Source organism: Xanthomonas sp. NCPPB 1754 (assembly GCF_041475725.2).
Taxonomy (GTDB): domain Bacteria; phylum Pseudomonadota; class Gammaproteobacteria; order Xanthomonadales; family Xanthomonadaceae; genus Xanthomonas; species Xanthomonas euvesicatoria.
Genome location: NZ_CM192982.1, coordinates 4894515 through 4914908, shown reverse-complemented (window position 1 = coordinate 4914908; position 20394 = coordinate 4894515). Strand labels below are relative to the sequence as shown.

Below are 20394 nucleotides of genomic sequence, written 5' to 3'. Positions count from 1 at the left end.
CAACAGCAGCCGCAAGGGCTGCAAGAACAACAAGGGTCTGCGGTGACGGGTGCTTGCTCCTTCAGGCACGGGTCGAGACGGGTGAGGCAATGGCGACGCGTGGACAATGCAGTGCCGTGGCAATCACCGGGCAATGCAAGACCAACGATGCACCAGGGTGCGTGCCGTGCACGATGGCCAGCACAGGCGGCACCCTGTGCTGGGCGACTGCGGCGATGCTAGCGACTTACCAGATGATGCGTGCGCTCAGGAACAGCGTCCGCGGCGAGGTGGACAGCGCCCCGTACTGGTTGATGCTGGCACGCGGGTTGTAGACGCCGTCCTGGCCCCAGTCGATGGCGTACTGGTCGTAGTTGCGGAAGTTGAGCGCATTGATCAGATCCCCGCGCACCTGCACGGTCAACGCCTCGGTGACATGCATGTCCTTGGACAGCGACAGATCCAGCTGGCGCGTGCCGAAGATGTCGCCGCCGGCGATGAACTTGCCGCCCGGTGCATCCACCGAGACGATGCGGATGTTCTCCGACGGCTGGCCGCCGTACTGGTCGTAGGACACCGCCTCATTGCGCGGCGGCACCGTAGCCAGGGTCAGCTTGGCCGAGGCGCTGATGCCCCAGAACAAATCGTAGATGCCGGTCAGCACCAGGCGGTGGCGCGGCACTGCGTTCAGATCCAGGAACGGGTAGTCGGCGATGGTGGCCGCATCGAACCCGTAGCGCTCGTCGTTGCCGCGGTTGCCGCGTGCGCGCGAAAACGTGTAGGCCGCCGTCAGCCCCCAGCCGCTTTCCTGGGTATAGGGCTTGTCGGCCGACAGCAGCAGCTGTCCGGTCTTGGTTTCCACGCCATTATTGCCGATCAGCAGCGAACCGAAGCCCGGCGGATTCTCATTCCACGGCTGGCCGCCATTCTGGAAGAAATCGCCATTGGGATAGCGGTTGCCCAAGGTCAGGATCAGACCGTCCTTGCTGTGAATGTAGGACACCGTGGCCGAGGTGTTCCACTCGCCCAGCCGCGTGCGCAGGCCCAGCGAATACTGGTCGGAATAAGGCGTCTTCAGATCGTTGTTGAGCAGGTCGATCTCACCGTTGCGCACACCCGAATTGACCAGACCGCCGAGGCTTGCCGGGTCGCTGAGGTAGGCCGGGTTCCAGTTGACGCAGGTACCCGGCGCCGGCGTGCAGCCGGGCGCGGCCTCGGCGAAGCGGAGCGTGTACTGCGCCAGCGCCGACTTGACCTGCTCCAGCCCCAGGATGTCGAACAGGTTGCGGTCGTAGCTGCGTCCGGCACCGCCGAACAACACCAGCGATTCGTCGCCACGGAAATCGTAAGAAAAGCCCAGGCGCGGCGCGAAGTTGTTGTTGTCCTGCTTGCGGTTATTGCCGGTGCTGATGTAGTCGTTGATGTTGACGCCGCCCTTGGCCAGTTGCTCGGCGTAGGTGGCGCTCACCGTCGGGTCGGTGCCGGGGCCGTTCAAGGCCGCCACCACTTCCGGCGGGGTCACGTTGTCCAGGTAGGATGGAATCTTCTCGCCATCCCAGCGCACGCCCAGGTTCAATTGCAGCTTGTCGTTGACGTCCCAATCGTCCTGGATGTACAGGCCCAGCTGCTTGCTCTTGGTCGTCACCGAGGGCGCCGCACCGGCAAACGGCAGGTTGAACTTCACCTGGTACGGAATTGCCGAGGTTCCCAGGCCATCGGCCACCGCGTAATAGAACGAAGGATTGACCGTCGAGTTTTCGCTCTGGGTCAGCTCCACCTCCTTGTACTTCACGCCCATCTTGATGACGTGGCTGCCGTGCCAGTCGATGCTGTTGAAGGTCAGGTCGTTCTGGAAGCTCGGGCCTTTCTGTCCCTTGCGCTGGATCGCCAGGCCGCTGGTGGCGTTGTCGCGGATCAGCACATCGTCTTCGGCAACGCCGCGGGTATAGATGTTCTGGTTGCCCAGGGTGAAGGCATTGGGGTTGAACAGCACGTCCTCATAGGAGACACGCGCCTCGTTGACGTAACGTTCGCCGAAATGCTGCCAGCGCAGGTCATAGCGCTCTTCGGTGTTGAGGTTGTTCTTGCCGGCGATGGCGGTGTTGCGGTCGCCCACGTCGTCGCGGCTCTTTTCGTCGCGGTACTTGGCGGTCAACTCCAGGCGATCGTTCTCGCCCACGTCCCAGTCGATCTTGCCGAAGTACAGATCTTCCTTGAACGGACGGGTGACCGAACCCAGGCGGCTCTGCACGCCGGCCGGCAGGTCGTCGCTCAGGGCGCTGAAGCTGTCCGGCACCGAGACCGGGTTGGCCGCCACCTCGAAACCCTTGCCTTCGTAGCTGACGAAGAAATGTGCCTTGTCCTTGACGATCGGCCCGCTGAAGGCCATGCCGTATTCGTCCTGGTGGGTCTGGCGCTTGCTGCCGTCGGCATTGGGCGCACCGGCGCGCTCGTCGGCCTGACGCGCGCGGAAGTCGGTATTGGTGGTGCGCCCGAAGATCTCGCCGTGGAACTCGTTGCCGCCAGACTTGGTGGAGGCCACGATCGCCGCCGACCCCACCTGGTCGAACTCGGCCTTGTAGTTGGAGGTGATGACCTTGTATTCGCCGATCGCCAGCTGCGGGAACGGGTTGCCCGCGCTCTGCTCCTGGCCGGAGACGCCGCCGAACAGATAGCTCTTCTGGCCCACGCCGTCGATGTAGACGTTGACCGCCGAGCTGGCCTGCGCGCCACCGCGGATGCGGCTGTTGCCGTTGGGGTCGGTCTCGAACTGCATGCCGGGCACGGTGTCGGCGAACTCCAGGAAGTTGCGCGTCAGCTGCGGCACCGTGTTGATCTGCTTGAGCGACACATTGGTGCCCACTTCGGAGGTCTTGACCTCCTGCAGCGAGGTGGCGGTGACCTTGACCGTGTCCAGGGTGGTGGCGGTGCCATCGGCGGGCGTCGTCGCCTCGCCGCCACTGCCCAGATTCAGGCTCACCGACGAGGCCACCGACAAGGTCACCGTCTTCTCGGTACCCGGGCCGGCATCCACCTTGTAGGTGCCCGGCGGCAGGCCAACCAGGGCATAGCTGCCGTCCGGCCCGGTCGCCACGCGTCGCGTGGTGCCCGTGGCGACATTGGTGGCGGTCACCGTGGTGCCTGCCTGGGACGCGGCGACTTGCCCGCGCAGGGTGGCATTGCTGGACTGGGCCATGGCCGGGCTGGCGGCCAGCAACGAAGCGGCAAGGGCGCAGCACAGCAGGCTGCGCGCCGGCAGGGTGGAGACGGTACGGTAGGTCTTCATGACTTCCCCCTCCCAGGGGTCAGGCGCGTACCGGCAGCGTGGTCGGCGTGGCGCAGGGTGACGCGTTGTTTCAAGGACGAACGAGCAGCGGTAGCGGCAACGATAGAGTTATAAAAAACATAAGAAACCGTAAAGAATTCGTGAAGATGCGACGGGGTGCATAGACGTCAATGGTCCGGTGTGCCGCGGGCGGCGCTGGACGCACGCACGATCAGTTCCGGAACCATCTGCGAAAACGCCGGCGGTGCAGCGTCGGCAGGCGGTGCAGGCGCATCGACCAACTGCTGGCCCAGCAACAACTGCAACGCGCGCGCGCCCAGGCCGGCGATATCCACCCGCATCGTGGTCAGCGCAGGCAGCACGTAGCGCGCCATCGGCACATCGTCGAACCCGGCCAGCGCAATGTCCTGCGGCACCTTGAGCCCGGCGTGGCCGAGCGCGAACAGGCAGCCCAAGGCCATCATGTCGTTGGCGGCGAACACGGCGTCGGGCCGCGTGTCCCGGGCCAGCGCCTGGCCGGCGCGGTAACCGGATTCTTCGTCGAAATTGCCGGGCAAGATCCAGGGCTGCGCGGCCGGGTCCAGCGCCAGTTCGTCGCGATACCCGCGCAGGCGCTCATGCGCATCGAAGTTGTCGTCCGGCCCGGCGATGAAGGCGATGCGGCGGTGGCCGCTATCGCGCAGATGCCGGGTCATGACCCGCGCGCCGCCGTAGTTGTCCACATTGAGCACCGGGCGCTGGCTGGCGCTGCCGGCGCAGTTGAGCAGCACCGCCGGCAGGCCACCGGGCAGCGCGTCTTCATGCACGCCCGAATCGCCCAGCGACGGCGACATCACCACCACGCCGTCCACGCGCCCGGGAAGGCGCTCCAGTGCACGGCGCTGTGCCTGCGGGTCGCCGTGCGAGCTGGACACCAGCAGGTGATAGCCCTGCTCGCGCGCCACCTGGTCGATGCCGCGGATCAATTCGGAAAAGAATTCGCCATGCAGGTCCGGCAGCACCACCCCGATGGTGTGGGTGCGCCGGCTGCTCAGGCTGCGCGCGGCGTGGTGCGGGATGTAATTGAGCGCACGCGCCACCTGCAAGACCCGCTCGCGTACCGACTCGGCCACGTGCTGATGCCCGTTCATGGTGCGCGAGACCGTCGCCACCGACACCTGCGCTTCGCGCGCAACGTCCTTGATGGTGACGCTGCCGCCTTCGGACCGTGGCCGACTCATGCTGTGGCGTTCTCCAGGTCAACGCGCGTGGCACCGCGCGCCAGGGTGAGGCGCACGGCCTGCTGGCACCGAGCGCCCGTGTCACACAGGCACATGAATGACATCAGCCCCATCTGATGGAGACCCCCAAGCGAGATGCAGCGCACGCTAGCAGGAACTGCAAGCGCTTACATGATGCGCCGCAGCATTGGGCCAAACGCAAGTGGCGCAAGGGCTGAAGCCCGATCTCTGGACAAGTTTGTCCGAATAAGACATCAGCAGCCAATGTCGGACACTGGTCGACAACGTGCCAGGAACTACGAAAACGTAACATCTGCCCACCATACCGTGGCGCACGGTTTGCGCCCGCCTTGCCGCCAATGCCTCCAGACAGCAAGATGCGCCGATCGATCAGGGGGAACATCGTGCGCATGTCGCTACCTACCGTCCGTGCAGGGCGGTTCCACTTCGCCGCGTGGCTGCTGCTGGCCGCGCTGTGCGTGAGCGGCTGCCAGCGCAACCAGACCGCGCCCGCACTGCCCGGCGCCAAGGCCGAGCCGGCCGCGGCAATGCAGGCGATGACCCTGCCGCTGCGGCGCAATGATCTGGTGGCGTATGCGCGTATCCGGGTGACGCCTGCGCAATACACCCAGCTGGAGGCGGCGTGGCGCAGCGGTGCCAGCCGTTGGCCGTTGACCGAACTGCCGCTGCCCAATGAAGTCGGCGCGCTGCTCGGGTCGTTGTCGGCGCCCGATGCCGAACGCCGCCTGCAGCAGGCCTTCGATGCGCAGCTGGCCGGCCAGGCCCAGGGCATCGCGCAGGCGGCGCAATCGCTGGGCCAGTTCGGCGTGCAATACCTGCGTAGCCGCAACGACTACCAGCCCGAGCAGCGCGCCCATTACGTGCAGTTGGTCGACGCCTTGAGCGCGTGGGCCGCCACTGCGCCGCTGGCCGATCGCCCACGCGCCAAGGCCAGCATCGCCGACCTGGCGACCGCCGCCCGTGCCACCGGCATCACCTCCGATGCCGACCTGCAGCGGCTGGGCATGGAAGAAAGCCTGCGCCGGCTCGGGCCGTTCTGGGAAACCTGCAAGAAGGTGCTGGAGCGCTACGACCTGTCGATCGACGGCAGCCTGGACGCGCTGCGGACCGGCTTGATCAAGCAGGATGCCGACACCGCCCAGGTACGGCTGCGCTATCCGCTGGCCGCCCACGATATCGATCTGAACGTCGCGCTGATCAAGCGCGAGGGCCACTGGTACCAGCTGCAGACCCAGAACGAAGTGCAGGCGCTGCTCGATGCCCAGGCCGCGCCCTTACCCAGCGCCACTGCAGTGCCCGACACCGCAGCGGTCGCGCCGGCGAAGGCTGCCGACACCGGGCAACGCCCGGCTGGGCGATAATGACGGTGATGCCAGAACAGAATCCCCTGCCGTTCCCGGACGGCCAGCCCAGCCCGCCCAGCACTGCCGCAGCCGACACCGGCGCCACGACGGCGGCCTTGCCGCTCGCCGAGCCGGTGCCGCCAGCGGTTGCGCCATCGATCGCCCCCGGCGTTGCCGCTGCGCGCAGCGCCAAGCGCCCGTGGTGGGCGCGCCTGCTCGGCCGCCTGGCCGACCCCTGGCTGAGCCTGACCATCGAGCCGGACCAGCCCGGTCGCTACGACGACGGCCGCCCGGTGGTGTACGTGCTGGAAGACTACGGCATGTCCAATGCGCTGATTTTGGACAAGGCCTGTCGCGAAGTCGGCCTGCCGTCGCCGCTGGTGCCGTTGCCGGGCGACCCGCTGGAGCGCAAGCGGGCCTACCTGGCGCTCTCACGGCGCAGCAGCAGCAATTCGCTGATTCCCGAGCAGCGCGGCGGCAAGACCCACTCCGATTCGCTGGCCAAGTTGCTGCAGGCGCACCGCGTGCGCGCCGACCTGGACGTGCATCTGGTGCCGGTATCGATCTTCGTCGGCCGCGCGCCGGACAAGCAGAGCGGCTGGTTTGCGGTGCTGTTCTCGGAAAACTGGGCGCTGGTCGGCCGCTTCCGCCGCCTGCTGTCGGTCTTGCTCAACGGCCGCACCACCATCGTGCGTTTCGCCCCGCCGATTTCGTTGCGCCAGACCATGGCCGAGGGGCTGCCGCCCGAGCGCACCTTGCGCAAGTTGCAGCGCGTGTTGCGCACGCACTTCCGGCGCATCCGCGAAGCGGTGATCGGCCCGGACTTGTCTACCCGCCGTTTGCTGGTGGACCAGGTGCTGGCCGCCGAGTCGGTACGCGAAGCCATCGCCATCCAGGCCAAGCGCGACAATTCCAAGCCGGTCGATGCCTGGCGCAAGGCGCATGCCTATGCGTGGGAAATCGCCGCCGACTATTCCAGCCCGGTGGTCCGCTCGGCCAGCTTCCTGCTGACCCACGTGTGGAACCGCATCTACGCCGGCGTGCTGGTGCATCACCTGGACAAGCTCAAGCAGGCCGCGCCCGGGCACGAAGTGGTGTACGTGCCCAGCCACCGCAGCCACATGGACTACCTGCTGCTGAGCTACCTGCTGTACGAACGCGGCATCGTGCCGCCGCACATCGTGGCCGGCATCAACCTCAACCTGCCGGTAGTCGGCACGTTGCTGCGCAAGGGCGGCGCGTTCTTCATCCGCCGCTCGATCAAGGGCAATGCGCTGTATTCGGCCGTGCTCAGCGAATACGTCGCCCAATTGGTGGCTGGCGGCTATTCCATCGAATATTTCGTCGAAGGCGGGCGTTCGCGCACCGGGCGTCTGCTGCAGCCCAAGGGCGGCATGATCGCGATGACGCTGCGCGCGTATCTGCGCCAGCCGCGCAAGCCGGTGCTGTTCCAGCCGGTATACATCGGCTACGAAAAGTTGATGGAAGGCAACAGCTACCTGGACGAGCTCACCGGCCGGCCGAAGGAAAAGGAATCCATCTGGGGCCTGCTGTGGTCCATCCCCAAGGTGCTCAAGCAGAACTACGGCCAGGTGGTGGTGAACTTCGGCGAGCCGATCGCGCTCAACGACGTGCTGGCCAGGCACGCGCCCGATTGGGACGGCCAGCCGCTGCCGGAAGACGAAAAACCCACCTGGCTGGCGCCCGCGGTGGACATGCTGTCTACGCAGATCCAGACCCGCATCAACTGCGCCGCCGACGTCAATCCGATCAACCTGCTGGCGCTGGCCCTGCTGTCCACGCCCAAGCACGCGATGGGCGAGGCCGACCTGATCGCGCAGATCGAGTTGTGCAAGAAGCTGCTGGCCGAAATGCCGTACTCGGACCGCGTCACCGTCACCCCGCACACGCCGGCGCGCATCATCACCCACGCCGAAGAGATCAACGTGCTCACGCGCGTGTCGCACCCGCTGGGCGATGTGCTCAGCGTCAGCGGCGATACCGCGGTGCTGCTGAGCTACTTCCGCAACAACGTGCTGCACCTGTTCACCGCTTCTTCGTGGGTGGCGTGCTGCTTCCAGAACAACCGCCGCATGAGCCGCGCCGGTCTGTTGCGCCTGGGCCGCACGGTGTATCCGTTCCTGCAGGCCGAGTTGTTCCTGCCGTGGAGCGAAGACCGCTTTGCCGAACGCATCGAACAGACCATCGACATGTTCGTGCGCGAAGGCCTGCTGCTCAACGTCACCGACGACGACGGCGGCATCCTGACCCGCAACACCGGGCAGACCGACGAAGTGTTCCGCCTGCGCGCGATCGGCCATTCGCTGCAGCAAGCGTTCGAGCGCTATTACATCGCCATTTCGGTGCTGGTGAAGAACGGCCCCGGCGTGCTCGGTGCCGGCGAACTGGAAAGCCTGTGCCAGCAGGCCGCGCAGCGTCTGAGCCTGCTGTATGCACCGGCCGCGCCGGAGTTCTTCGACAAGACCCTGTTCCGCGGCTTCATCCAGAAATTGCGCGAGTTGCGCCTGGTGTGGCCGGACGACAACAGCAAGCTGATGTTCGACGAGCGCCTGGATGCCTGGGCCAAGGACGCCAAGTTCATTCTCGGCCGCGAACTGCGTCATACCATCGAACGCGTCAGCCCGGCAGCGGCCAAGCCGGACGTGGCTGTGCCGCCGCAGTAAGAGCGACTGACAAGACGTAGCGAGCAGTCGTCAGGTAGGTGTGGACGGCGGGCAGGAACCGGAGCGTACGCGTGGTACATGCCGATACCGGGCGCCGGCCGCGCCCGCCTGGCGGCTGCACAGTCGTTTTGTTGGATGCTCTAGGCCGTTGGCGAATGCCTTCACGTCTTGCAGGGCGCGTCGGGCGCGTGGCGAGGTGGCGGTAGGCGAGCGCCGGCGGCTTTCACACAGCGGTTCCGTTCGCTTCATCGGGCGCTTGCAGCGTTCCCGTTAGCATCGCAGCACCTTTCACTGTGATCGGCTGCGTTGCACCACGGGCGTCGCCGACAGGAGACTTGCATGCGCGCAGCCATCCACACCCAGTTCGGCGACCCGGCCAAGGTGCTCGAACTCGGCGAACGGCCCACACCGCAACCCGGCAAGGGCCAGGTCCGCATCGCGATGCGGCGTTCGCCCATCCACAACCATGACCTGTGGACGGTGCGCGGCAACTACGGCTACAAGCCCACGCTGCCGGCGATCGGCGGCAGCGAAGGGTCTGGCGTGATCGATGCGCTGGGCGAAGGCGTGCAGGGCCTGCAGGTCGGCCAGCGTGTCGTCGCCGCCGGCGTGCACGAGAGCTGGGCCGACTACTTTCTGGCCGACGCAACCGGCGTGGTCCCGCTGCCCGACGCACTGGATGACGACCGTGGCTGCCAGCTCATCGCCATGCCGCTGAGCGCGTTGATGCTGATCGAGTTCCTGCATGTCCAGAAAGGCGACTGGATTGTGCAAAACACGGCCAACGGCGCGGTTGGCAAGACCGTCGCCATGCTCGCGGCGGCACGCGACATCAACGTGATCAATCTGGTGCGTCGCGATGCCGGCGTGGACGAACTCAAGGCATTGGGCATCGGCAATGCGGTGTCGACCGCGCAAGACGGTTGGCAGGACCGCGTGCGCGCGCTGGCCGGCGATGCGCCGATCGTGCGCGCGATCGACTCGGTCGCCGGCAAGGCGGCAGGCGAGCTGATGGGGCTGCTTGCCGAGGGCGGCGAGTTGATTTCGTTCGGCTCGATGACCGGCGAACCGCTGGAGATCGCCAGTGGCGATGTGATCTTCAAGCAGGCCACAGTGCGCGGTTTCTGGGGCAGCAAGGTCATGGCCGCCACCAAGTCCGAGGACAAGCGCCGCATGATCGGCGAACTGCTCAAGGCGGCCTTGGATGGCAGCCTGGCCCTGCCGGTGGAAGCGGTGTACGACCTGCAGGACGCCGCCAAGGCAGCCGCCGCCAGCGCCGAACCGGGGCGTCGCGGCAAGATCCTGTTGCGCGCAGGCTGAGCCCCCGCAGCCGACGGACACAATCACACGCGGCATCGTCGAAGGCCAGGCGGTCAACTTAGTGGAGGAGCGCGCCCGAGCGCGACGAAGCCTTCCCGGGAAGGCCCGTCGCGCTCGGGCGCGCTCCTACGGGATCGAGGACGCCAGCTGCTCGAATGCCGCCAACTCACTCCCTTCCCCCGCATGCCGCGCAAGGGGCGAAGGGCGGATGAGGGAGCGCCGCCGGCCATGCGTGGACCGCGCCGCCGCAACGAGTGCCCGCGCACCACAAAAAGCAAACCCAACCGCAGACGCGTGCTATGCCGGCTCGTCGGGCACCAACTCCATCTCCAGCCGCGTGATGCAGTCCTTGATGTGCAGCTTGCGCTTCTTCAAGCGCTTCATCTGCAGCTCGTCGTCCAGGTTCGCGGGCACGCGCTGAATCTCCTCGTCCAACGCGCGGTGGGCGCGTCGCAACTCGGCGATCTGCTCGACGATCTCGGCGGTTGACAGGGTGTCCACCCCCCGAGCATACACAACCCCGGGCTGCACGCGTCAGCCGCGCTTGCCAAGCGGCCCGGGGCTGCGACAATGCCCGCGCGCCGCGGGGAAACGGCGGCGCGCCCCGTCCATCATTGCCGCGCGGCTACGGCCGTCGAGAAAGGAGTCTTTCGATGCGTCTGCATCCTTCCCTGCTGGCCCTGGGCCTGTTCGCCGCCGCCAACCTGGCCAGCGCCGCCGATGTCGCCAAGTACGACGGCTTTCTGTGCTGCAACCTGCGCACCGACGGCAGCTGGATCAGCGACAGCAACTACGCCGAAGACGGCAAGCGCATGCTCCCGGTCGGCACCCCGGTCAGCGTCACCGGCTTCGGCCGCAACCGCGTCAACCTCAAGATCGCCGGCGAAAAGCAGTCCATCGGCAACGATTACAGCCGCGACCTGGACAACACCGCCTTTGCCGCCCGGTATGTCGTCACCACCGACCCCAAGCTCAAGCTCGCTACCTTCCCGCCCAAGATTCGCCAGGCGATCAACGATGGCAAGCTAACCGGCGGCATGACCCGCGAACAGGTGCTGATGGCGGTCGGCTACCCGATCAGCAGCGAAAACCCCAACCTGGACGCCTCGCTGTGGCGCTACTGGCGCGACAGCTTCTCCGAGTACCAGGTGCAGTTCGGCCCCAGCGGCAAGCTGGTCAAGGTGACCGCCGATCCGCAGGTGATGAATTTGATCTGGGTGCCGTGAGGCACTCAGCGGAGCAGCAGGCGCCGGCGTGAGCCGGCACCTGTCATCGCCCCACGGTTGCTGATCACTGATGTCGCGTGCGTGCGCGCTGGCGAATGCAAGGCATCGACGACACCGCGCGGGTTCATTGAACGTGCGACCCCGACGAGGGAAGACATGCACGATGGTGAATTGATTATCCCGCCCGACGCACTGGCCGATCCGGAGGCCTTCGAACTGCTGCGTCTATGGGCCGCGAATGAACAGCTGCACGTGAGCATCAATCGCGATCTGGGTGGCGGTGCAGAGGACTTCGGCGAACTGCTTGCGGATCTGTTCGAGCATGCTTCGCGGATGTACGCACAGCGCGATGGCATGCCGCTCGCGCAATGTCGCACGCTGATGCTGGATGACTTCTTGCGACGCGTTGCCGACCCGAGCGGTCGGCAAGAGGGAGCGCTGCCAGTCGAGCACTAGCGGCGCCGTGCAAGGCCCTTGTTGCGCGATCGCGCGTCCCGGGCAAGCCTCTATTGACTGCGATGACTCGGTTAGCAGTGCGCCGGGCACGGACGCATCGCCGTGCTGCCTTTTGGATACCATCGACGCTGGCTTTCTCGCCCAAGGGCAAAGATCCTGGCGTCACTGGCCTTCCCGACCAACACCTGATGAGAGCGTCCTGATGAGAGTGTCATGCAGCGAGATCTGATTCTGTATCCCAAAGACGATAACGGCGACACGCTCTGGCATATCGCACAGCAAGGTGTCGACCTTTCAAAGCCGCGGGAAATCGCTTTTTCGGTGGTCTTCCCCAGCAAGGAATCGGCGCTGGAGTTCTCGGTGAAGATGCTTCGCTTCGAGCAGAAAGTCCGCTGCTGTCATTACCCGGAAAATACGGCGTTTCCCATGGATGTGACGGTGTATCCGACCATGGTGCCGTCGTACAAGGCGATTTCGGCGTTCGAGGAAGACCTGGCAGCCGAGGCCAAGCCCTTGGACGGCTTGAACGATGGATGGGAATTCTTCGGGGACGCGAAGGACGCCTGAGCGCTCGGCCAGTTCGAGGACTGCACGGCGTGCAGATCCTCCTATCAGCGCTTTCGCATCAGCGCGCTGACTGCGGCACACGTCGCAGCTGCGTCACGTCGTAGCCCATCGCCGCGATACGCTCGACCGCTTGCTGATAGTCGGCATCGGAGACCTGCGGGGTGCGCGCCATGTACCAGACGTAGTCGCGCTTGCTGCGCGCCACGATGGTCTGCGTATAGGCTGCGTCCCGCCAGGCGATCACGTACTCGGCCTTGAACGGCCAGAAGAACTGCATGCGCCAGAGCGCGCCATTGCCTTCCTTCGCCACCTGGCCGATCGGATGCATCGATTTGAGCGGCGCCTGGAAGCTGCCCTTGCGAAAGGTGAAGGTGGTCTGGATGCGACCATCCGGTCGCAGCGCGTAGCTCTCCACCGCGTCGTAGGCGCTGCGCTCGGGCCGGGTCGGAATATGCGCAATCACATACCAGTCGCCCATGAAGCGCGGCACATCAACGGTGTCTGCGCGGGGCAGGGCAGCGCGTGAATCGCTTGCGCCAGCACTGCCGTGGACCGCGAGCGTGAGTAACAACAGCATCGAACTACGTCGCATGGCACTTCTACCTAAGAGGGCACGTCTCAGCAATACGTAGGTGCACTGCGTCTGGATGCGAGCCCATGCGATGTAGCTCCGGCCTGGGGGCAAGACTGGCCTTAGTGCGTGCGACATGTCGGTGCCGTTTGCCGAGTCATCTGCGTTCAAGAGCCAAATAAAGAGCCACTCAAACGCCGGAAACGCCCAATTTATGCCGTGAGTATTGTTCAACCCTCAGCCGCCGTGATGACGACAAGGTGCGCTGAAGCATCGAGCTGAAAGGACGTTTCTTCCACCGTCAGCTGCCCAGCGATCACTGACTCGAGGGATGTCGGCGGGCGGTTTCCCAACGGCACTCACCAAGGCGATACCGCGTCTTCCCCATACGGGTAAATCGTCGCGATCGTTCCATCTGCAGCATGTTCCAGCGGTGCCATCTTGATGCTGCGCAGATGCGTCTGGCCGCCCGAAAGCACGCTGTCGTGATAGAACAGATACCACTGCTCCTGGAACAAGCAGATGGAGTGATGCGTGGTCCAGCCGACCACCGGTGCGAGCAGCACGCCCTGGTAGTTGAACGGGCCGTAGGGTGAGTCGCTGGTGGCGTAGCAAATCTGGTGGGTGTCGCCGGTGGAATACGACAGGTAGTACCGACCTGCATGTTGGTGGACCCAGGGACCTTCGAAGAAGCGGCGGGCGTGGTCGTCTGCGCGCAGCGGGGCGCCGTGTTCGTCGAGGATGACGACTTCGCGGCTGGGTTCGGCCAGTTCGGTCATGTGCGCGTGCAGGCGCGCCACGCGCGGGCCAAGTGCGGGTGCCTCGCCCACCGGTTCCTGATGCGTCTGCGCGTAGACATTGTCGCGGTAGTGCTGCAGCTGGCCGCCCCAGATGCCGCCGAAGTACAGGTAATGCGCGCCGTCGTCGGCGGCGAGTACGGCCGGGTCAATCGAGTAGGTTCCGGCGATGGGCTGCGGCTCGGCGACGAACGGGCCTTCGGGGCGATCGCCCACCGCCACGCCGATCTGGAATATGCCGTCGGCGCGTTTTGCGGGGAAGTACAGATAAGTCTTGCCGTTGCGTTGTGCCGCATCCGGTGCCCACATCTGCCGCTGCGCCCAGGGCACATCGCGCACATGCAGCACTTGCCCGAGGTCTTCCACCGCCGCACCTGGATGCGCCATGCGCAACACGTGGTAGTCGGCCATGTCGAAATGCGAGCCGTCGTCGCTGAAGGCCACGCCGGCATCGAGGTCGTGCGAGGGATAGATATACAGCGCACCGTCGAATACATGTGCGGACGGGTCGGCGGTGTAGAGGTGGGTGACCAGCGGTGCGGAAATGGCGGTGCGCGCCAGCGCCTGCAGATTAGCGGCTTGCAGTTCATCGGACATGCGCGTACCTGTGCATGAAGTGGGAGGGGAGGTCAGACAGTGGCGAACGGGGCGGCCTGTCGGCGCATGCCCAGTTCGTGCTCGATGCGGGTTTCCAGCGCCTTGTCGATTTCGTACAGCGCCAGCAATGCAGTGCCGAGCAGGAACGGAAGCGAGGCGTACACGCTGATGGACAGGCGGATGCCGTTGGTGACGGCCGCGCCTTGCTGCGGCAGTGCTGCGTCATAGCCATAAAACGCCAGGATGCCGGCGACCAGTGCGCCGCCTACGCTCAGTCCGATCTTCAAGCCGCACAACATCGCCGAGAAGATGATGGCGGTGGCGCGGCGGTGGTTCTTCCACTCCGAGTAATCGGCCACATCGGCGATCATGGCCCACAGCAACGGGATGGTGATGCCGTAGAAATACCCATGCAGGACGTAGGAAGCGAACACCCAGCCGATCGCATTCGGTGGGTATAGATAGAACGCCAGCAGGAACAGCGTGGAGATCAGCAGCGCGCCGCCGAAGACATTGCGCTTGCCAAAGCGGTCGGCCAGGCGTTTGGAAAAACCGATGCCCACGATCATCGCCAGGATGCCGCCGGCGCTGAACACGCTAAATGCGGAAGTCGGCGCGTCCTGTGGCCACTGCAACGCGCTCATGCCGGCGCCAGTCAGGACGCTGTTAATGCCGGCGATGAAGCGGTTGAACCCGGCGTGGTCGAGAAACTGCGTCAACGCATTCGCGTCGAGGTAGTACTTGAAGTAGTAGATGTACATCCCGCCCTTCATCGCCAGATTGATGAAGACCAGGATGGTGAGCGCCAGCATCACCAGCCAGGGCTTGTTGCGGACCAGATCGGTCAGGTCCTGGCGCACGCTGTTGCGTTGTTCGCTGATCGGCAGCACCCGCTCGCGCGTGGTGAAGAAGGTGATCAGAAAGCACAGCGTGCCGATCGCCGCGAACAGCGCCATGGTGTTGCGAAAGCCCTGCGCCTTGTCGCCATTGCCCAGAATCAAGACCAACGGCAGCAACAGCACCTGGATGATGAACTGCGCAAAGGTCACCGCCAGAAAGCGATACGCCGACAAGCTGTTGCGCTGCTCCATGCTGCCGGTGAGCACGCCGCTCAAGGCCGAGTACGGCAGGTTGTTGGCGACGTACACCAGCATCAGCAAGGTGTAGGTGGCAAAGGCGTAGGCGATCTTGCCCTGCTCGCCGAGCGTGGGCGTATTGAAGGCGGCCAGCGACAACGCCCCGAAAGGCAGTGCGGTCCACAGGATCCACGGGCGGAACTTGCCCCAGCGGGTGCGCGTGCGATCGGCCAAGATACCGATGACCGGCGTAAACACGAACGCGCCCAGCATGCCGACCACAAAGATCAGCGTCGCTGCCACGCTGGCAGGTATGCGGAACACATCGGTGTAGAAGAACGCCAGGAAAGTGACCAGCGTCTGGAAGATCAGATTGGCGGCCAGGTCGCCCAGGCTATAGCCGATCTTTTCGCGCAAGGAGAGCTGCTGTGACCGATCGTTCATGAGATGGGACGGACTCGAAGAATGCTGCGGAAAACGCCGCGGCGCGCATTGCGCCATCGGTCGCCGCTGGGAGGAACGGCGACCGATGACGACAACACTCAAAAGGTACCGCGGATGCCGAGCATGACGGTGCGCCCGGGCTCATACAGGTCGTAGGTGGCGTTGGGCCAGGCGAAGGTCGTGCGCAACGGTTCGTTGGTGATATTGGTGACGTTGAGCGTGATCTGCGGCTTGGACGGCAGCCAATCCAGTGCGTAGCTCGCCGACATATCGAGCTGGCCGCGCGCATCGGCGTTGAGGCGCGCATACGGAATGCCGTTCTGGTTTGCGCCGGAGATCACCATGTCGTCGTTCCAGGTGTAGGACAGGCGGATCGAGGCTGCGTCCTTTTCCCAGTAGACGGTGCCGTTCCAGAGGTTGGGTGCGACACCGACGGCCACCGCCGGCACGCCTTCGCCTTCGGACTGCTGGTTGACGTGGGTGTAGTTGAGGCTGAAACCCAGGCCGTCGAACAGCTTGTCCAGCGGCTGCACCCAGATGGCCTCGGTGCCGCGGATATTGAGCACACCATCGGCATTGACCTGCGTCTGCACATCCACGGTGGCCGCATTGGGGCCGCCGCGCTGGGCCAGGCCGGCCTGCTGGATCGGCAATAGCGTGTCGTAGTTCACGCCCAGGTCGTTGAACGGAATGCGGCGGATGCCGTTGACGGTGAAGCCGGTGATGCGCTTGTTGAACAGGGTCAGGCCCACATAGCCTTCGCCGCCGGTGTACCACTCGCCGCCGAAATCCACATTGGTCGACAGATACGGCTTGAGGTTCGGATTGCCCTGCGTGGCGGTCTGCGCGGAAGGGTCGCTGAAGTTGGTGTTGGGCAGCATCGCGCTGGGATCGGGGCGGGTCAGCGTGCGCGAGCTGGACAGGCGCATGACCACCTTGTCGGCCACGTCCCATGCCACGTTGAACGAGGGCAGGGTTTCCTTGTAATCCGAATCCAGCACCTGCACGCTGCGGACGCCATTGATGGTGACCGGGCCGGTAATGGTCTGGTCGGTGGTCACATAGCGCACGCCGGCGTTGAAGCGCATGGTGCGGTTCCAGACATCGGCTTCCGCATTGGTCTCGATGTAGAAGCCCAGATTTTTTTCGCGGATGCCGCCGGTCGAAGCGCCGGTGTTGGCCGAGTTGCTCTCCGGTGCGGCATCGCGCAGCGCGTAGTAGTTGGTGTCGGCCAGGAAGCGGGAGAAGTCGGCAGTGATGAAACCGCCTGGGCCGGGTTTCAGATAGCTGGCCAGGGCCGCGTTCGGGATTGCCGAGCCGGCGCCGCCGTTGCACACGTTGCCGCCATTGCCGCGGCACACCACCTGTTCCCAGGCGGTGCTGTTGTCGAAGCCACGGATGGTGCGCTCGGCCATGTCGTAGGACGCGCCGATCTTGACGTTGCGCTTGTCCTCGCCGAACTGCAGATCAGCGCGCGCGCCGCGCGTTTCGGTCTGGCGCTTTTCGTTCTGGATATTGACCCGGCCACCCGTCCAGCCCCAGCCCAGGTTGGGGTCGTTGAGATCGAGCGGGCTGGTGATGCTGGGGCGGTCGCCGCCTTCGTTGCGGTAGTCCACGGTGGTGAACGGCGAGGTGACCAGGATGCTGGGCGATTCGCGTGCGAGCCAGCTACGGGTGGCATTGGCCTGCACATTGAGCTTGATGTCCTGCTCGGCGCCAAACAGCAGTTCCGCACCGGGATTGACGCTCCAGAACTTGACGTTTTCGTGGTACGGGCGCGCTTCCAAAAAGTACTGCGCGTTGGCGAAGGTGGCGCTGGTCACCACGTTGTTCTGATCCAGCTGCATGCCGAGCGGAATCATGTTGCCGTTGCGGCCGATCAGATTCATGCTGATCCGCTCGGTGGTGCGCTCGGCTTCGGAGTACAGCGTGTCCAGGTAAAAATGCATGCTGTCGGAAGGGCGCCATTCCAGCGACATCACCGATGCATCGCGGTCGCGATCGCCACTCATGTAGACGCTGCGGCCCAGACGCGGGATCAGCGCGTCGCTGATCTGGTCGATGCTCAGGCCCGGGTTGCGCGCCAGCAGCCAGGCGGCGTCGATGGTCTCGCCGGTGGTGAGGCCGCTGCCGGCAGTGGCGGGCACAGTGTCTGGAACGCGCCAGTTGCCGCCGCCATTGACGTTGCACGCCGCCGGTTGGTTGGTGGCTGGCGTTCCTGCCGGCGGCGCGAGACCGCACTGGGTGTAGGTGAGGCCGGGGTTGGTCCAGCCCACGCTCTCGAAACCGCGCACGCCGAGTTTGCTGCGGACCGACGCCACACCGAACAGTGCACCGAAGGTGCCTGCTTCATTGGTCCAGCTGCCCATCAAAGCGCCGCGTGGGGTAGTTTTTTCGCTGGTGCTGTTCCAGTCGGCCTGCGCCTGATAGGTGAAGTGCACGCCGGGGCGGTCGAACGGGCGCGCGCTGCGCATGTCCACCACACCGGAAACGCCGCCTTCGAGCATGCTCGCGGTGGGTGTCTTGCTCACCGTGAGCTGGGTGAAGAATTCGGTGGGGAACAGATTCAGATCGACTTCGCGGTTCTGGTTCTGCGCATTCAGGCCGATCGAGGCGGTAGCGATGCTGGCGCCGTTGAGCGTGGTCTTGGTGAAGCTGGTGCCCAGGCCGCGGATGGCGATATTGAGACCTTCGCCATTGACGTCGCGCGCCAGCTGCACGCCGGGAATGCGGTTGAGCGACTCGGCGATATTCATGTCCGGAAACTTGCCGATGTCTTCGGCAAACACCGTGTCGGCAAAGCCGACCGAATCGCGCTTGGCGTCGGTGGAGAACTGGATGCTGCGTCGGTAGCCGGACACGGTGACGGTATCCAGCTGGGTCACCGCATCGTTATTGCCGGCAGTGGCTGGCGGGGTTTGCGCCGTGCTCTGGGCATCGGCGGACTGTGCCCAGGCGGCGGTGCTGGACATGCCCAGCAGGATGGATCCCAACGCGCAGGACAACGCGGTTCGTGCGTAGCTGTTCTTCACCGTAATCCCTTCCCTAACAGGTAGCAGATGTCCCACGCATCGCCCCTGCGCAGGGAGTGCCGCTGCCGTTGCGCGGCGCGACGATGGTGCGATGGGGGAGACGGACGATCAGTGCATTTGATGTTAGCGCTAACAAATTCGGAACATCACGCTGCAGGGCAGCATAGATGCGTGCACGCGCCGGCAGGTCGCCGGCCAACCCACGCCGTCGCGCCGGACGCGCTTGCGTACGGAGGCGCAGTGCTGCACTGCGCGATGGATTTATCGCGATGCCGTGGTAATGGTAGCGCTATCATCCGTGGCACAAGGCCACCTTCGTGCAGGTGCAGTGGTCGATGAATCGAACCGAAGAACACGGCAGCGACGGACCCGATCGGCACCTGATGGGTGCACGCTTGCAGGACATCGGCCAATCCGCGCAGGAAGCCGGCGCGCTGGCGCGCCCGCATAGGCCACGCGCATGAGCGAGGTGCCCGCCGCGGCCCCGGGGGCCGCAACGGCAAGGCTCGGCCGGGTGCGTTGGCGGGTCTGCGCCCTGCTGCTGGCCGCCACCACCATCAACTATGTGGACCGCCAGGTACTGGGCGTGCTGGCGCCGTTCCTGCAGACGCAGATCGGTTGGAACGAAATCCAGTACGGCTATATCGTCACCGCATTCCAGGCGGCGTATGCGCTGGGCTTGCTGTGCAGCGGTGCGGTGATCGACCGCTTCGGCACTCGGCTCGGCTATGCGCTGGCGATCGGCCTGTGGAGCCTGGCGGCGATGGGGCATGCCTTGGCCACCAGCGTGGTGGGGTTTGCGATTGCGCGGTTTTTCCTGGGCCTTGGCGAATCGGGCAATTTTCCTGCAGCGCTCAAGACGGTGGCCGAATGGTTCCCGCGCCGTGAGCGCGCGCTGGCCACCGGCATCTTCAATTCCGGCTCCAATATCGGGGCCATTGTTGCCCCATTGTTGGTGCCGTTGATTGCCACCGCCTGGGGCTGGCAGGCGGCATTCCTGTTCACCGGCGTGCTCAGTGCAACCTGGTTGGCGGTGTGGTGGTTCAGCTATCACCCGCCCGAGCAGCAACCCCGGTTGTCTGCCGCAGAACTTGCGCACATCCGCAGCGATGCGCATGAGCCGGTGCAGCGCCGGTTGTCGTGGTTACAGGTGCTGCAGCATCGGCAAGCCTGGGCGTTTGTGCTGGGCAAGTTCATCACCGACCCGATCTGGTGGTTCTTCCTGTTCTGGCTGCCGAAGTTCCTGCACGCCGAATATGGCCTGAGCTTGCTGCAATTGGGCGTGCCCTTGATCGTGATCTTCGTGCTGGCCGACATCGGCAGCATTGCCGGTGGTTGGGTGGCCGGGCGTTTCATCGCACGTGGCTGGAGCGTCAATCGCGCACGCAAGACCGCGATGCTGATCTGCGCGATTTCCGTCGTGCCCATCGTCTTTGCCGCACGCGCCGACAACCTGTGGCTGGCGGTCGCGCTGATCGGGCTGGCCACCGCCGCCCATCAGGGCTGGTCGGCGAATCTGTTTACGCTGCCTTCGGACATGTTTCCGCGCCACGCGGTTGCCACGGTGGTGGGCATCGGCGGCTTTGCCGGTGCGGTGGGCGGCATGCTGATCGCCACCTTCATCGGCTTTCTGTTGCAAGCCACCGGCAGCTATGTGCCGGTATTTCTGATGGCAGGCTCTGCCTACCTGCTGGCCTTGGTCGTCGTGCACACGCTGGTGCCGCGGCTGGAGCCGGCGCAGTTGCCTGTCGATCCAGCGCCGACATCGTCCTGAG

At 65.0% G+C, this 20394-nt stretch carries 15 protein-coding genes and 1 other RNA gene; 8 read left to right on the top strand and 8 right to left on the bottom strand.

The window, feature by feature from the left end:
* Positions 1–226 precede the first annotated feature (226 nt).
* On the bottom strand, positions 227–3265 hold the full coding sequence (locus tag ACCQ15_RS21065) for a TonB-dependent receptor (protein ID WP_372381038.1): 3039 nt from the start codon (positions 3263–3265) through the stop codon (positions 227–229).
* Positions 3266–3432: 167 nt separating this feature from the next.
* Positions 3433–4485 (bottom strand): LacI family DNA-binding transcriptional regulator, encoded by a 1053-nt coding sequence (locus ACCQ15_RS21060; protein WP_029820800.1) that lies wholly within the window; start codon positions 4483–4485, stop codon positions 3433–3435.
* Between the two features lie 410 nt (positions 4486–4895).
* On the opposite strand from ACCQ15_RS21060, the gene ACCQ15_RS21055 reads away from it, so the two are divergent.
* Entirely contained in the window at positions 4896–5867 is a 972-nt protein-coding gene (locus tag ACCQ15_RS21055; RefSeq protein ID WP_136733244.1) for a hypothetical protein, read from the top strand.
* Positions 5867–8533 (top strand): glycerol-3-phosphate 1-O-acyltransferase PlsB, encoded by a 2667-nt coding sequence (gene plsB, locus ACCQ15_RS21050; protein WP_011349118.1) that lies wholly within the window; start codon positions 5867–5869, stop codon positions 8531–8533. The genes ACCQ15_RS21055 and plsB overlap by 1 nt, the downstream gene beginning before the upstream one ends.
* A gap of 4 nt (positions 8534–8537) precedes the next feature.
* On the opposite strand, the gene ACCQ15_RS21045 is transcribed toward plsB, so the two are convergent.
* Positions 8538–8613, bottom strand: a non-coding RNA gene (locus tag ACCQ15_RS21045) — sX9 sRNA.
* Between the two features lie 259 nt (positions 8614–8872).
* Here ACCQ15_RS21045 and ACCQ15_RS21040 point away from each other — a divergent pair.
* Positions 8873–9853: a zinc-binding dehydrogenase gene (locus ACCQ15_RS21040; RefSeq protein ID WP_372381037.1), complete on the top strand. Its 981-nt coding sequence runs from the start codon at positions 8873–8875 to the stop codon at positions 9851–9853.
* A 297-nt stretch (positions 9854–10150) separates the two neighbouring features.
* Here the strand turns inward: ACCQ15_RS21040 and ACCQ15_RS21035 are convergent, their stop codons facing one another.
* Positions 10151–10354 carry a YdcH family protein gene (locus tag ACCQ15_RS21035; protein ID WP_169306459.1) on the bottom strand — a complete coding sequence of 68 codons (204 nt, stop codon included), beginning with the start codon at positions 10352–10354 and terminating at the stop codon, positions 10151–10153.
* A 152-nt stretch (positions 10355–10506) separates the two neighbouring features.
* On the opposite strand from ACCQ15_RS21035, the gene ACCQ15_RS21030 reads away from it, so the two are divergent.
* From ACCQ15_RS21030 to ACCQ15_RS21020, 3 genes are all read left to right on the top strand, one after another.
* On the top strand, positions 10507–11079 hold the full coding sequence (locus tag ACCQ15_RS21030; protein ID WP_008573822.1) for a hypothetical protein: 573 nt from the start codon (positions 10507–10509) through the stop codon (positions 11077–11079).
* Positions 11080–11136: 57 nt separating this feature from the next.
* Positions 11137–11535 carry a DUF5076 domain-containing protein gene (locus ACCQ15_RS21025; RefSeq protein WP_011349115.1) on the top strand — a complete coding sequence of 133 codons (399 nt, stop codon included), beginning with the start codon at positions 11137–11139 and terminating at the stop codon, positions 11533–11535.
* A gap of 213 nt (positions 11536–11748) precedes the next feature.
* Positions 11749–12102, top strand: a complete 354-nt coding sequence (locus ACCQ15_RS21020) for a ribonuclease E inhibitor RraB (protein WP_011349114.1) — start codon at positions 11749–11751, stop codon at positions 12100–12102.
* 58 nt (positions 12103–12160) lie between these two features.
* Here the strand turns inward: ACCQ15_RS21020 and ACCQ15_RS21015 are convergent, their stop codons facing one another.
* The 4 genes from ACCQ15_RS21015 to ACCQ15_RS21000 all read right to left on the bottom strand — a co-directional run bounded on the left by ACCQ15_RS21015 (position 12161) and on the right by ACCQ15_RS21000 (position 18619).
* Positions 12161–12694 carry a lipocalin family protein gene (locus tag ACCQ15_RS21015; protein WP_011349113.1) on the bottom strand — a complete coding sequence of 178 codons (534 nt, stop codon included), beginning with the start codon at positions 12692–12694 and terminating at the stop codon, positions 12161–12163.
* Between the two features lie 338 nt (positions 12695–13032).
* Positions 13033–14067 carry a glycoside hydrolase family 43 protein gene (locus tag ACCQ15_RS21010; protein WP_008573829.1) on the bottom strand — a complete coding sequence of 345 codons (1035 nt, stop codon included), beginning with the start codon at positions 14065–14067 and terminating at the stop codon, positions 13033–13035.
* Between the two features lie 32 nt (positions 14068–14099).
* Positions 14100–15587: an MFS transporter gene (locus ACCQ15_RS21005; RefSeq protein WP_008573831.1), complete on the bottom strand. Its 1488-nt coding sequence runs from the start codon at positions 15585–15587 to the stop codon at positions 14100–14102.
* Positions 15588–15685: 98 nt separating this feature from the next.
* The gene (locus ACCQ15_RS21000; RefSeq protein WP_372381036.1) at positions 15686–18619 is read right to left on the bottom strand and encodes a TonB-dependent receptor; all 2934 of its coding nucleotides are present in this window, start codon (positions 18617–18619) and stop codon (positions 15686–15688) included.
* 335 nt (positions 18620–18954) lie between these two features.
* Between ACCQ15_RS21000 and ACCQ15_RS20995 the strand changes: the two genes are divergently transcribed.
* Entirely contained in the window at positions 18955–19083 is a 129-nt protein-coding gene (locus ACCQ15_RS20995) for a hypothetical protein (protein ID WP_256127428.1), read from the top strand.
* A complete protein-coding gene (locus tag ACCQ15_RS20990) occupies positions 19080–20393 on the top strand; it encodes an MFS transporter (RefSeq protein ID WP_029820791.1) in 1314 nt (437 codons plus the stop codon). The genes ACCQ15_RS20995 and ACCQ15_RS20990 overlap by 4 nt, the downstream gene beginning before the upstream one ends.
* Position 20394 lies beyond the last annotated feature (1 nt).